This is a genomic window from Streptomyces sp. SCSIO 75703 (assembly GCF_036607905.1).
Taxonomy (GTDB): Bacteria; Actinomycetota; Actinomycetes; order Streptomycetales; family Streptomycetaceae; genus Streptomyces.
On the sequence record NZ_CP144555.1, the window covers coordinates 4,920,698 to 4,933,683 of the forward strand.

At 76.6% G+C, this 12,986-nt stretch carries 12 protein-coding genes; 4 read left to right on the top strand and 8 right to left on the bottom strand.

From position 1 onward, the window contains the following. Positions 1–22 precede the first annotated feature (22 nt). The 4 genes from VM636_RS21595 to VM636_RS21610 form a co-directional block, all read right to left on the bottom strand. Entirely contained in the window at positions 23–814 is a 792-nt protein-coding gene (locus VM636_RS21595) for a hypothetical protein (protein ID WP_030421596.1), read from the bottom strand. Between the two features lie 152 nt (positions 815–966). Then, positions 967–1,947 carry an N-acetylmuramoyl-L-alanine amidase gene (locus VM636_RS21600; RefSeq protein ID WP_338485382.1) on the bottom strand — a complete coding sequence of 327 codons (981 nt, stop codon included), beginning with the start codon at positions 1,945–1,947 and terminating at the stop codon, positions 967–969. Between the two features lies 1 nt (position 1,948). Next, a complete protein-coding gene (locus VM636_RS21605; protein WP_030421598.1) occupies positions 1,949–2,620 on the bottom strand; it encodes a class I SAM-dependent methyltransferase in 672 nt (223 codons plus the stop codon). A gap of 125 nt (positions 2,621–2,745) precedes the next feature. Then, positions 2,746–4,467: an MFS transporter gene (locus VM636_RS21610; RefSeq protein WP_338485384.1), complete on the bottom strand. Its 1,722-nt coding sequence runs from the start codon at positions 4,465–4,467 to the stop codon at positions 2,746–2,748. A 431-nt stretch (positions 4,468–4,898) separates the two neighbouring features. On the opposite strand from VM636_RS21610, the gene VM636_RS21615 reads away from it, so the two are divergent. Then, positions 4,899–6,437 carry an MFS transporter gene (locus VM636_RS21615; RefSeq protein WP_338485386.1) on the top strand — a complete coding sequence of 513 codons (1,539 nt, stop codon included), beginning with the start codon at positions 4,899–4,901 and terminating at the stop codon, positions 6,435–6,437. 103 nt (positions 6,438–6,540) lie between these two features. Here VM636_RS21615 and VM636_RS21620 read toward each other — a convergent pair whose 3' ends face one another. Together VM636_RS21620 and VM636_RS21625 are read right to left on the bottom strand one after the other, a co-directional pair. Further along, complete coding sequence (locus tag VM636_RS21620; protein WP_078856080.1) at positions 6,541–6,711, bottom strand: hypothetical protein; 171 nt, start codon at positions 6,709–6,711, stop codon at positions 6,541–6,543. A gap of 107 nt (positions 6,712–6,818) precedes the next feature. Beyond that, positions 6,819–7,994, bottom strand: a complete 1,176-nt coding sequence (locus tag VM636_RS21625; protein WP_053912540.1) for a hypothetical protein — start codon at positions 7,992–7,994, stop codon at positions 6,819–6,821. Between the two features lie 431 nt (positions 7,995–8,425). On the opposite strand from VM636_RS21625, the gene VM636_RS21630 reads away from it, so the two are divergent. From VM636_RS21630 to VM636_RS21640, 3 genes are read left to right on the top strand one after another with little or no spacing between them, the layout of a single operon-like run. Then, positions 8,426–9,277 carry a Nif3-like dinuclear metal center hexameric protein gene (locus VM636_RS21630; protein WP_030421602.1) on the top strand — a complete coding sequence of 284 codons (852 nt, stop codon included), beginning with the start codon at positions 8,426–8,428 and terminating at the stop codon, positions 9,275–9,277. Next, entirely contained in the window at positions 9,274–10,017 is a 744-nt protein-coding gene (locus VM636_RS21635) for a C4-type zinc ribbon domain-containing protein (RefSeq protein ID WP_338486421.1), read from the top strand. Before VM636_RS21630 ends, VM636_RS21635 begins: the two co-directional genes overlap by 4 nt. Before the next feature lie 11 nt (positions 10,018–10,028). Next, the gene (locus VM636_RS21640; protein ID WP_338485390.1) at positions 10,029–11,342 is read left to right on the top strand and encodes a bifunctional RNase H/acid phosphatase; all 1,314 of its coding nucleotides are present in this window, start codon (positions 10,029–10,031) and stop codon (positions 11,340–11,342) included. Here the strand turns inward: VM636_RS21640 and eda are convergent. Together eda and yaaA are read right to left on the bottom strand one after the other, a co-directional pair. Continuing rightward, positions 11,317–11,976 (bottom strand): bifunctional 4-hydroxy-2-oxoglutarate aldolase/2-dehydro-3-deoxy-phosphogluconate aldolase, encoded by a 660-nt coding sequence (eda, locus tag VM636_RS21645; protein WP_030421605.1) that lies wholly within the window; start codon positions 11,974–11,976, stop codon positions 11,317–11,319. The two genes, VM636_RS21640 and eda, sit on opposite strands and share 26 nt — an antisense overlap. A gap of 72 nt (positions 11,977–12,048) precedes the next feature. Beyond that, positions 12,049–12,831 (bottom strand): peroxide stress protein YaaA, encoded by a 783-nt coding sequence (gene yaaA / locus VM636_RS21650; protein WP_338485392.1) that lies wholly within the window; start codon positions 12,829–12,831, stop codon positions 12,049–12,051. Positions 12,832–12,986: the final 155 nt, after the last annotated feature.

A 12,986-nucleotide genomic window follows, 5' to 3' on the forward strand; every position in this document is an offset into this window, starting at 1 on the left:
CCGTTGGCGGCAGCCGAGCGGGTCAGCCGCGCTGGATGCCCGAGGTGTCCTGGAGCACGCCGCGGCGGCCGTCCTGGGTCTGCGCCACCAGGTTCGCCCCCCGCTGCTCCACCGCCAGGTACCAGGTGCCCGGCGCCAGTTCGGCGATCGGGGTCGGCGAACCGTCCTCCCCGAACAGCGGACGCGGCACCGGCACGGCGAACCAGAACGGGGAGAAGTCCCCGGCCGGCTGCGCCGGCGCCTGCTGGCCGCCCTGCGACGGCTGGCCCCCGAAGGGCTGCCCCGGCTGCTGGCCGCCGAACTGCGGCTGCGGCGCGCCCGGGTAGCCGTAGCCGCCCTGCGGCTGCGCCCCGTAGGGCTGCGGCGCGGCGGGGCTCGGGGCGGGCAGCAGGGCCGCGCCCAGCGCGGGCACCAGCGGGGTGGCGATCGCGCCCGCGGCCAGCGCCAGGGCGCCGATCAGGCCGAGGACCAGACCGGCGCCGACACCGACCGAGCCGAGCCGGTCGAACGGACCCGCCGGGTCGACGATCGTCCAGAACGCGGTCCACGCGGCGAAGACGGAGAGCGCGACACCGAACTGCCCCAGTTCCAGGCCGGCCACCTTGCGCGGCTGCGGGAGGGCACGGGCGAGGACGATCAGGACCGCGCCGATGATGCCACCGACGTACAGGCTCATCACCAGACCGAGGTCGTCCCAGGCGTTGGGGATGCCGCTGCTGCTGCCTTCGTACGTGTTGAGGAACGAGGCGATGAACAGCAACACCGCTGCTCCGATCACCACGCCGTCGCCTCGAGTGAGGGAGCGGATATTCACTTCAGGTCCTTCGTAGGTCGTCTCGTCGTTGGAGGCGTCGCTGTCACCCTGTCGCCCTCGGGCCCCGGTGTGAAGCGCGGGGGTGGCCCCTCATCGTACGGACGACACTATCCTCCGGGTGCCGGAGCTGTCCGCAGGGACGGGTGCGCCGATCACGACCCGCGCAGGAAACTCACGATTCCCTCAGACATCCCCTCCGCGGCCTTCTGCCGCCAGGAACCGCTGGTCAGGAGGGAGGCGTCCGTGGCGTCCCGCATGTTGCCGCACTCGATGAACACCTTCGGAACCGTTGACAGATTGAGACCGCCCAGGTCGGTCCGCGTGACGAGACCGGTGCCGCCGCCGAGGTAGTTGGCGGGCGCGCTGCCCGTGACCCGGACGAAGTTGCCCGCGATCCGCTCGCCGAGTTCGGCGGAGGGGGCGACGATGGCGCGGGTGTCGGCGGCGCCCTCGCGCACCGCGCCCGGCAGGATCACGTGGAAGCCGCGGTTGCCGGTGCCGGAGCCGTCGGCGTGGATGGACAGGGCCGCGTCCGCGTGCGCCTCGTTGCCGATCCGGGCCCGTTCGTCCACGCACGGGCCGAACGGCCGGTCCCCGTCGTGGGTCAGGCGCACCGTCACGCCCTGCTCCTCCAGCAGCGCCCGCAGCCGGTGTGCCACGTCCAGGGTGAACGCGGCCTCCGCGTACCCGTCGTCCGTGGACGTGCCGGTGGTGTCGCACTCCTTGCGGTGGGTGCCGACGTCCACGGCCCGGTTGATCTCGGCCGTGTGGCGGGAGTTGCCCGTGTTGTGGCCCGGGTCGATCACGACGACCTTGCCCTTGAGCGGGCCGGTCGCGGGGGGCGCGGACCCCGGCGCGGTGCCCGACGGGGACGCCTGCGCGGACGGGCTCCCGCCCGCGGCCCCGTCCGGCGATCCGGAGGGCGCGGCGGAGGGGTCGCGGGAGGCGGCCGTGCCGCTCGCCGCCGGGGACGCCTGCGCGGTGTCCGCCCGGCCGCCGCCGTCGTCGCCGACCGCCGCGTAGACGCCCCAGCCCAGCAGCGCGCCGGGCACCAGCGCGGCCAGCGCCACGACCGACGGGCGGCGCAGCGGGGAACGGCGGGGCGGTTCGGTGTCCGGGCCTGTGTACGACACGTCAGCGACCCTCGCCGCGCGCCCCGGCCCCCGCCGACGTTCTGCGCAGGACGCGCAGCGAGTCGGTCACCGAGACCTCGGTGAACGCGCCGGACCCGAGCGCCCGCAGGTAGACCCGGTACGGCGCCTGCCCGGTGAACTCGTCGGCCGGTTCCGGGAAGACGTCGTGGATGACGAGGAACCCGCCCTCCGCCACGTGCGGCGCCCACCCCTCGTAGTCGGCGCCGGCGTGCTCGTCGGTGTGGCCGCCGTCGATGAACACCAGGCCGACGGGGGCGTTCCAGACCGCCGCGATCTGCGGCGAGCGGCCCACCAGCGCCACCACGTGCTCCTCCAGCCCCGCCCGGCGCAGCGTGCGGCGGAAGTGCGGAAGGGTGTCCATCACGCCGAGTTCGGGGTCGACCGTCTCCGGGTCGTGGTAGTCCCAGCCGGGCTGCTGCTCCTCGCTGCCCCGGTGGTGGTCGACGGTGAACACGCTGACGCCGCTCAGCCGCGCCGCCTCGGCGAGCAGCAGCGTGGAACGCCCGCAGTAGGTGCCGACCTCCAGCAGCGGCAGCCCGAGCCGGCCCGCCTCCAGCGCCGCGGCGTACAGGGCCAGGCCCTCGTGCGGGGGCATGAAGCCCTTCGCTGCCTCGAAGGCGGCCTGGACATCGGGCGCGGGTGCCGCGGACATGGGGTCCTCTCGGTCGTGCGGTCGTGCGGTCGTGCGGGGCGGGACGTGCGGCGGCCCATGCTGCCGCACCGGCCCCGCGGCGTACACGGCGGGGGCGTGACGCGGCACCCGGCGCGGGCCGGCCGTCAGGCGGGGACCGTCTCGCCCGGCAGGGCGAGGTCCAGCTCCACCGTCCCCTCCCCGCCCGTGTGGGTCGCCGCGTGCGCGAGCGGACCGTGCCCGGCGGCGCGGGCGGCCAGCACGTACGGGCCCCCGCCGGGTACGGCGAGCGCGTACCGTCCGTCGCCGCCCGAGAGGGCCGCCCCCGCCCGTCGCCCGTGCCGGTCGAGCAGCGTGATCCTGGCGTGCGCGACCGGCGTGCCGTCGGCGGCCAGCACCCGCCCCCGGAACCCGGCCCGCGCCTGCCCGGCCCGGCCCGGCACCGGCGTCCGCGCCCCGCCCGCCGCGGACACCCGGCGGGGCAGCAGCAGTGCCAGGACCAGGCCCACCGCCACCGCGCCGGTCGCGATCAGGAAGGAGATCCGGAAACCGCGCAGGGAGGGCACGGCGACCCCGCCCGCGTCGTGCGCCGTGGCCGCCAGCACCATGCCGACGACCGCGCTCGACACCGACGTGCCGATGGACCGCATCAGGGTGTTGAGGCCGTTGGCCGCGCCGGTCTCCGACGCCGGGACGGCGCCGGTGATCAGCGCGGGCAGCGACGCGTAGGCCAGGCCGACGCCCGCGCCCAGCAGCACCGAGGTGAGGACGGTCTGCCAGGCCGCCGCCATCAGGCCGAGCCCGCCGCCGTAGCCGGCCGCGATGACCAGCAGGCCGATGATCAGCGTGGTGCGCGGTCCGTGGCGGGCGGACAGCCGAGCGTACAGCGGCGCGGTGAACATCATCGTCAGCCCCAGCGGGGCCACGCACAGCCCCGCCACGACCATGGACTGCCCCAGCCCGTGCCCGGTGGCGGTGGGCAGTTGGAGGAGCTGGGGCAGGACCAGGGAGACCACGTAGAAGGAGACGCCGATCATGACGGAGGCGAGGTTGGTGAGCAGGACCTCGCGGCGGGCCGTCGTCCGCAGGTCGACCAGGGGCGCCGCCACCCTCAGCTCCAGCCACCCCCACAGCAGGAGCACCACCAGGGAGCCGGCGAACAGGCCCACCGTGCCCGGCGAGGACCAGCCCCACTCGGCGCCCTTCGTGATCGGCAGCAGGAAGAGCAGCAGACCCGCGCCGAGGCCGAGCGCGCCCGGCAGGTCGAAGGAACCCCGCGCCCGCAGCGGTGACTCCGGCACCACGAGGAGGGTGAGCGCGATGGAGAGGACGCCGAGCGCGGCGGCGCCGTAGAAGAGGGTGTGCCAGTCGGCGTGCTGGGCGACCAGCGCCGCCGCGGGCAGGGCCAGTCCGCCGCCGACGCCGATCGACGAACTCATCAGGGCCATCGCCGAACCGAGCCGCTCGGGCGGCAGCAGGTCCCGCATCAGCCCGATGCCGAGGGGTATCGCGCCCATGGCGAAGCCCTGCAGGCTCCGCCCCACGATCATCGGGACCAGACTGGCGGTGACCGCGCTGACCAGCGCGCCGACCACCATCACGGCGAGGCTGGCGATCAGCATCCGCCGTTTGCCGTACAGGTCGCCGAGGCGTCCCATGACCGGCGTGGCCACGGCGCCCGCCAGCAGGGTCGAGGTCAGGACCCAGGTGGCGTCGGCGGGGGTGGTGTCCAGCAGGCGCGGCAGGTCCTTGATGACGGGGACCAGCAGCGTCTGCATCACCGCCACCGTGATGCCCGCGAAGGCGAGCACCGGGACGACGCTCCTGCGCGCCGCGGTCAGGGGCCGGTCGGGCGACGTCGGCGTCATGGGCTCGGGCCTCCGGGGCGGGGTCGGGTCCGCGCCGGCGGCGGGACGGGCACGGGCGGGCCCCCGTGCGCGGGGCGCCGATTCCGTTGCTTCGGGCCCCTAAGGGAATCTTGGCCGACCCCCGGGCCGGGCGTCCACCGTGCCTCGGGACGCACGGGCGGCGGGGGGCGGGACCGGCGGGCGGAGCGGGACGGGCAGACCGGGACGGGCGAGCCGCCGGGTGCCGGGGGAGGGGACGAGGCCGCGGGGGTCCCGCGGGCCGCGTACGGGCGCGGGGGAGGGCACGGCCGGGGGGCCGGGGGCCGGCGGGCTCCGTCCGGGCGCCCGCCGGCCCCGGCGGCGGGCCGTCCGGGCGTCCGCGCGCCCCGTCCGGCCGTGCCGCGCGACTATCCCGGTGCAAGGGGCGCCACCCGGCTGAGACCATGACGTCCATGCTGCAAGCCCCCCGAACCCCCGCCGCCCGGATATCCCCTCGCCGTACACCACCGACCTGGCTCATCGTGGCGCTCGCCTGCGCCGGGCAGTTCCTGGTCGTCCTCGACGTCTCCGTCGTCAACGTCGCGCTCCCCTCGATGCGCGCCGACCTCGACCTGAGCGCCCAGGGCCTGCAGTGGGTGGTCAACGCCTACGCCATCTCCTTCGCCGGCCTCATGCTGCTCGGCGGACGGGCCGGGGACCTCTACGGGCGCAAGCGGATGTTCCTGGTGGGGCTCGGCCTGTTCACGCTGGCCTCGCTGGGCGGCGGTCTCGCCGGGGAGGGCTGGGAACTGCTCGCCGCCCGCGCCGTGCAGGGGCTGGGCGCGGCGGTGCTGGCGCCGTCCACGCTGACGATCCTGACCGCGGCCGTGCCGGAGGGCGCCGCGCGGGCGCGGGCCATCGCCACCTGGACCGCCGTGGGCGCGGGCGGCGGCGCGGCCGGCGGACTGGTCGGCGGCGTCCTGGTCGACGGGCTCTCCTGGCGCTGGGTCCTGCTCATCAACGTGCCCGTCGGCGCGGTCGTCCTCGCCGGTGCCGTGCGCTGGCTCTCCGAGAGCCGGTCCGGGCGGCGGCGCCGGCTCGACCTGCCCGGCGCGCTGCTGGTGACCGCCGGGATGGCGACCCTCGCGTACGGCATCTCGCAGACCGAGTCGGCGGGCTGGTCGGCGGCGGCCACGCTGGTGCCGCTGGTGGCCGGGCCGGCGATGCTCGCGCTGTTCCTCCTCGTCGAGGCGCGGACCGTCGCCCCGCTGGTGCCGCTCGCCCTGCTGCGGCTGCGGTCGGTGGGCTCGGCCAACGTGGCGATGCTGGTGTGCGGCTCGGCGATGTTCTCGATGTGGTTCTTCATGACGCTCTACGCCCAGAACGTCCTCCACTACTCGCCGCTGGAGGCGGGTCTCGCGCTGGTGCCCAGTTCCCTCGCCGTGGTCCTGGGCTCGAAGGCGGCCCCCCGCTTCATGCGGCTGATCGGGGCGCGGAACCTGGCGGCGCTGGGCACGCTGGTCTCGGCGGCCGGTTACGCCTGGCAGTCGACGATGACCGCCGACGGCGACTACCTCACCGCGATCATGATCCCGGGGGTGCTGATGATGCTGGGCGCCGGGCTCGCCGGCACGCCGCTGGCCTCGGTGGCCACCTCGGGGGCGGCCCCGGGCGACGCCGGACTGGTCTCCGGGCTCATCAACACCTCCCGCACGATGGGTGGTTCGCTCGGCCTGGCCGTGATGTCGACGATCGCGGCAGCCCGGTCCGGCGGGGACGGGGCGGGCCCCGAGGCGCTGACCGACGGGTACGCCCTGGTCTTCCGTACCGGCGCCGTGGTGCTGGTCGCGGGCGCCCTGCTGATGTGGGCCTGGCTCCCCGCGCGCACGGCGCCGGCGAAGGCCGAGGGGCCGCGCACCGGTGCCGGGGAGGCACCACGGGAGGCGGCCCCGGCGGGGGACGTGCCCGAGGCGCCGGAGAGCGGGCGGGACGGCGGGCCGGGGACCGGCTGAGCGCGGCGCGGGACGGCGAAGGCCCCGCCCGCCGGAAGCGGCGGACGGGGCCCGGCGACCGCGCCGGCCGAGGCGGTCGGTGGCGGCCGTGGTGGTCGTACGGTCAGGCCGCCGCGGTCTCGGCCCGCTCGGCGGGCTTGCGGTGGCGGCCGCTCGGCGCCGCCTCGGCGTCGTGCTCGGAGACCGGTCCGCGGTGCCGGCCGCGGCCCGCGGAGGTCTCGTGAACGTCGGCACCGTCGGCCCGCGTCGGCTGGTTCGTGCTGGCGTCGCTCATCGGAAGGAATTCACCCCGTCACACTGATCTTTCCTGTAGCCGGGCGAGTCTAACCGGCGGGTCCGACGGCCCCCGGGGCCGTCACGCCAACCGCGACTACTTCGCGACTACTTCGTTACCCGCGGCGCCCGCTCCGCCAGTCGGGCCAGCGGGGCCTGTTGCAGGGGCACCGGCCGCGGCGCCGGGGCCGGTGCCGGTGCCGCCGCCCCGGGCTCCGGCTCCTCCTCCCGCGCCGGTTCGGCGTCGTCCTCGGGCACCGTCAGCCGGGCCAGCCCGCAGGGCACCTCGTCCGTGGCGTACGGCAGGCACAGTTCGCCCTCCGGCGTCCACAGCCCGGCTCCGGCCAGCCAGCCCTCGGGCGCCGGGAGGTGCCGCATCCGCCGCTCGGCCGGCCGCCACACCCCGACCCAGCTCCCGAACGGCCCGTCCACCCGCAGCGCCACGGCGCACCGCTCGGGCGTCAGCGCCTGTCCCGGCTGGACGGCGAAGGGGGTGACCGTGCAGCCGGGTACGGTCAGGCATCCCGGGAAGCGCACCGGCAGTGTGCTGCCCAGCACCCCCCAGCCGAGCCGGTGAGCGCCGGGCGAGGGCGCGTCCGAACGGACCAGCACCAGACCGCTGTCGGGGTCGGCCAGCAGGACCCGGTCGTCGCTGTCCTCGGCGATCTGGAGCAGCGGCGACACCTCGCCGTCCCGCGCCAGGTCCACGACGACCGCCTTGGTGCGCCCGCCGGTCTCCCGGTCCACCGCGAGCATCCGGCCCTCGCGGTCCAGCCATGCCCCGCCCGCGCAGCGGCCGGTGACCTCGGCGACCGGCTCGGGCCCCGAGGGACCGCCGGCCACCCGCCACACGGTCGTCGTCCGCGGGCCCACGGCGAGGGCGTAGGCCCGCTCGCCGCCGGGGACCGGGGGGACCAGCCGCAGCGCGCCGGAGTCCCGGGGGTGTTCGACCGCGCCGAGCGGCAGTTCGCCGGTGCCGGGCCCGGCGGGGTACAGCAGGGCGAAGAGGTGCCGCTCCGCCGCCACCCGGTGCACCAGGACCCGCCCGTCGCCCATCGGCTGCACCTCGGTACCGGGCTCCTCGGGCTGGTGCGCGGGGAGCGGCACGGCGTAGGGCTCGGGGCCGTCCAGCGTCCAGCGCTCCGGGAACCAGGACTCGCCGTCGCGGGCGAGGCGGGCGGCGTAGGCGCCCTCCGCGGCGACGGCGCAGCCCGGCCGCGGCGGGCCGTCCTCGTGGTCGCCGATCCCGCGGTCCGCCGACGGCTCGATCGCACACGCTGTCATCGTTCGGTCACCTCCGGCGACGAAGCTAGTTTTCGTACGCGCGGCCGGAGGACCGACGACCACCCTCGTCACACAAACGGGTGGCACAGGAACGATTCTGCCGAGGAAGGGGCTCCGAGTGTGCTGCCCCCTCCCTCGGGGGCCGCGGGACGCGGGTGCCGGGGACGTGGGCGTGGCGGACACGGGTGCGGCACGGGTGAGGGGCGGGGTGAGGGGCGGTGGACGGCACGGTGCGGCGCCGGGCGGCCGAACGGGCGGTGGCGGGGCGGGCGGTGGCGGCGGGGGCGCTGTCCTATGGCGGGGGCGCTCGCACGGCGCGGGTGCCGTCGTACGGCGGGTGCGCCGGGGCGGGCGCCCGCGGATACGCCGTGGATACGCCCTGCACACGCGGCGGGTACGGCGGCGCGGGACGGCCAGGTAGCCTTGCCTGCGTGCCCCGTCTGTCAGAAGTCATCGCCGCGCTGGAGAACCTGTGGCCCGCCGAGCGGGCCGAGTCCTGGGACGCGGTCGGCACCGTCGTGGGCGACCCCGGCCAGGAGGTCACCCGGGTCCTGTTCGCGGTCGACCCGGTCCAGGAGATCGTCGACGAGGCGGTGAACCTCGGCGCCGGCCTGCTCGTCACCCACCACCCGCTCTACCTGCGGGGGACCACGACCGTCGCGGCCTCCACCTTCAAGGGCCGGGTCGTGCACACGCTGATCAGGAACGACATCGCCCTGCACGTCGCGCACACCAACGCCGACACCGCCGACCCCGGTGTCTCCGACGCCCTGGCCGGCGCCCTCGGCCTGCGTGTCGTGGGGCCCCTCGTGCCGGACCCGGGCGACCCGGAGGGCCGCCGCGGACTGGGCCGGATCTGCGAGCTGGACCACCCGCTCACGGTCCGCGAGTTCGCCCGCCGGGCCGCCGCGCGGCTGCCCGCCACCGCGCAGGGCATCCGCGTCGCCGGCGACCCGGAGGCCACCGTCCGCACCGTCGCCGTCAGCGGCGGCTCCGGCGACAGCCTCTTCGACCACGTACGGGCCGCCGGGGTCGACGCCTTCCTCACCGCCGACCTGCGCCACCACCCGGCCTCCGAGGCCCGCGCCCACAGCCCCCTCGCGCTGTTCGACGCCGCGCACTGGGCCACCGAATGGCCCTGGTGCGAGCTGGCCGCCGCCCAGCTCGACGAGATCTCCGACCGGAGGGGATGGGGCCTGAGGGTCCACGTCTCCCGGACGGTCACCGACCCCTGGACCGCCCACGCGGCGTCCGCCGACCCGACCGCAGGAGCCCCCAACTGAACGCCGCGCCCGCCGACCAGATCCGCCTCCTCGACGTCCAGGACCTGGACGTCCGCCTCCAGCAGATCGCGCACAAGCGGCGCTCGCTGCCCGAGCACGCCGAGGTCGAGTCGCTGACCAAGGACCACGCCCAGCAGCGCGACCTGCTGGTGGCGGCGCAGACCGAGGAGAGCGACTGCGCCCGCGAACAGACCAAGGCCGAACAGGACGTGGACCAGGTGAGCCGCCGCGCCGCCCGCGACCAGCAGCGCCTGGACTCCGGCGCGGTCACCTCCCCGAAGGACCTGGAGAGCCTCCAGCGGGAGATCGCCTCCCTCGCCAAGCGCCAGAGCGACCTGGAGGACATCGTCCTGGAGGTGATGGAGCGCCGGGAGTCCGCGCAGGAGCGCGTCGCCGAGCTGACCGAGCGGGTCGCCGCCGTCCAGGGCCGCCTCGACGAGGTCACCGCCCGCCGTGACACCGCCCTCGGCACACTCGACGCCGAGGCCGCCTCGGTGACCAAGGACCGCGAGGTCGTCGCCGCGGCGGTCCCCGCCGACCTGATGAAGCTCTACGACCGGCTGCGCGAGCAGCAGGGCGGGGTCGGCGCGGCCAAGCTGTCCCAGCGCACCTGCCAGGGCTGCCGCCAGGAACTGGCCATCACCGAACTGAACGAGATCCGCCAGGCCGCCCCGGACACCGTGGTCCGCTGCGAGAACTGCCGCCGCATCCTGGTGCGTACGGCCGACTCCGGACTGTAGGGGCGTCGCGGGTGCGGGAGTTCGTGGTCGAGGCCGACGGAGGCTCGCGGGGCAACCCGGGGCCCGCCGGCTACGGCGCCGTGGTGCGGGACGCGGCGACCGGCGAGACGGTGGCCGAGACCGCCGCGTACCTGGGCGTCGCCACCAACAACGTCGCCGAGTACCGGGGACTGGTGGCCGGGCTGCGCGCCGCGCACGCGCTGGACCCGGCGGCCTCGGTGCGCGTCCGGATGGACTCCAAACTCGTCGTCGAGCAGATGTCGGGCCGCTGGAAGGTCAAGCACCCCGCGATGAAGCCGCTCGCGCTGGAGGCGGCGGCCGTCTTCCCGCCCGGCCGGGTCACCTACGAGTGGATCCCCCGCGAGAGCAACCGGCACGCCGACCGGCTGGCCAACGAGGCGATGGACGCGGGCGCCCGCGGCGAACCGTGGACACCGGGAGCGGGGCCGCGGGCGGGCGGGCCCGCCGGGGCTTCGGACGCCGCCGGTGCCTCGGGGACGTCCGGTGCTTCCGGGACCTCCGGTGCCTCCGGGTCGCCTGAGGCGTCCGGCGTGTCCGAGGCGTCGGGGGCGTCCGCGAGCCCGCCCGCCGCGCGGGCCGTCTCCGCGCCCGCCGGGGCCGAGGGTACCCGTACCCGTACCGGGACCGACGCCCGCGCCGCCCGGACCGTGGCCACCCCCGGCTGGGGCCCGCCCGACATGGGCGCCCCCGCGACCTTCGTCCTGCTGCGGCACGGGGAGACGCCGCTGACCCCGCAGAAGCGGTTCTCCGGCAGCGGCGGCAGCGATCCCTCCCTGTCGGACGTCGGCAGGGAACAGGCCGAGCGGGTCGCCGCGAGCCTGGCCCGGCGCGGCACCGTCCAGGCCGTCGTGGCGTCCCCGCTGGCCCGGACCCGGCAGACGGCGGCCGTCGTCGCCGGCCGGCTCGGCCTTAAGGTCGCCGTCGACGACGGCCTGCGCGAGACCGACTTCGGCGCCTGGGAGGGGCTGACCTTCGCCGAGGTGCGCGAACGCCACCCGGACGACCTCGACGCCTGGCTCTCCTCCCCGGACGCCGAACCGACCGGCGGCGGCGAGAGCTTCGCCGCGACCGGCGCCCGGGTGGCCGCCGCCCGCGACCGGCTCGTGGCCGCGTACGCGGGCCGTACGGTCCTGCTCGTCTCCCACGTGACGCCGATCAAGACCTTCGTCCGGCTCGCCCTCGGCGCCCCGCCCGAGGCCCTGTTCCGCATGGAGCTGTCGGCGGCCTCGCTGTCGGCGGTGGCCTACTACGCCGACGGCGGAGCCAGCGTCCGGCTCTTCAACGACACGTCCCACCTGCGCTGAGCGCCGCCGCCGACCGGGCCAGCTCCTCGACCCGCCCCCAGTCGCGGTCGGCGATCGCGTCCGCCGGGAGCATCCAACTGCCGCCGACGCAGCCCACGTTGGGCAGCGCCAGGTACTCCGGGGCGGAGGCCGGGCCGATGCCGCCGGTCGGGCAGAACCGGGCCTGCGGCAGCGGTCCGGCGAGGGCCTCGAGGTAGGCGGTGCCGCCCGCGGCCTCGGCCGGGAAGAACTTCATCTCGCGCACCCCGCGCTCCAGCAGCGCCACCACCTCCGACGTGGTCGACACCCCTGGCAGGAACGGCACCCCCGCCCCCCGCATCGCCGCCAGCAGCGCGTCCGTCCACCCCGGGCTCACCAGGAACCGCGCCCCGGCGGCCACCACCTCGGCCACCTGGTCCGGCGTGACCAGGGTGCCCGCGCCGACCACCGCCTCCGGCACCTCGCGGGCCACGGCCCGGATCGCCTCCACCGCGGCCGGCGTGCGCAGCGTGACCTCGATCGCCGGCAGTCCGCCGGCGACCAGGGCACGGGCCAGCGGCACCGCGTCGGCCGGGTCGTGGACGACCACGACGGGCACCACGGGCGCGAGATCCAGCACGGAGCCGGACGGGGACGGGGGCAGCGGTGAGGTCATGGCCTCATCGTGCCCGCCGCCCGCACCCCGCGCAAAGCCCGTTGCGCACACTGCAACGACCTGGGGTCCGGCTCAGTGGACCTCGTCCACCAGCACGTCCAGCGACCACGGCCGCCCGGCCCGTGCGGGCGCCTCCGCCTCGACCGTGTACCCGAGGTCCCGCAGCGCCGTCACCAGCTCCGCCGGTCCCCGCGGCGCGCTGCCCGACTCCAGCAGGCTCCGGACGATCCGGCCCTTGGTCGCCTTGTTGAAGTGGCTGACCACCTTGCGGGTCGGCGCGTGCAGCACCCGTACCGACGCCGTCCGCCCGGCGACCTCGCCCGCCGGCTTCCAGGCCGTCGCGTACGCCGCCGACCGCAGGTCCAGCACCAGCCCGGACCCGGCCGCCTCCGGCAGCACCTCGGCCATCGGCGCCCGCCAGAACGCGCCCAGCGCGCCGAGGCCGGGCAGTCTCACGCCCATCGCGCAGCGGTAGGAGGGGATGCGGTCGCCGACCCGGACCGCGCCCCACAGCCCCGAGAACACCAGCAGGCTCCGCGCGGCCCGCCGCCGGGCCGCCGGATCGAGGGACGCCAGGCCCAGGGCGTCGTACAGCACGCCCGTGTACACCTCCCCGGCCGGCCGCGCCCCGGCCGTGCGCAGCCCCGCGTTCTTGGCGACCTCGCCGCGCAGCCCCTCGCTCAGCCCGAGCACCTCGCGGGCCTTCTCCTCGTCCCCGGAGCACAGTTCCACCAACTCGCCGAGGACGGTCCCCCGGGCGGCCGTGAGCCCCGGCAGCGACAACGCCCCGGTCTCCACCGGGGCACCGCGCCCCGACGGCGCCTTCCCCTCCGACGGCGGCAGCAGGACCAGCACACGCACTCCTTCACTCGGAACCCCGGCCAGGGTACGGCGTACGGCGCCCCACCCCGCCGGGCTCCACGCCCACGCCCGGCTCCGTGCCCCCGCCGGGCTGCGCGCCCCCGCCGGGCTGTGCGCCCCCTTCCGGTCGGCCGCGAGCCGCCCGGGGG

Coding starts and splice junctions, on each gene's coding strand:
- VM636_RS21605 (WP_030421598.1), bottom strand. CDS start 2,620: ATGTCCGCGGCACCCGCGCCCGATGTCCAGGCCGCCTTCGAGGCAGCG.
- VM636_RS21610 (WP_338485384.1), bottom strand. CDS start 4,467: ATGACGCCGACGTCGCCCGACCGGCCCCTGACCGCGGCGCGCAGGAGC.
- VM636_RS21615 (WP_338485386.1), top strand. CDS start 4,899: ATGCTGCAAGCCCCCCGAACCCCCGCCGCCCGGATATCCCCTCGCCGT.
- VM636_RS21620 (WP_078856080.1), bottom strand. CDS start 6,711: ATGAGCGACGCCAGCACGAACCAGCCGACGCGGGCCGACGGTGCCGAC.
- VM636_RS21625 (WP_053912540.1), bottom strand. CDS start 7,994: ATGACAGCGTGTGCGATCGAGCCGTCGGCGGACCGCGGGATCGGCGAC.
- eda (WP_030421605.1), bottom strand. CDS start 11,976: ATGACCTCACCGCTGCCCCCGTCCCCGTCCGGCTCCGTGCTGGATCTC.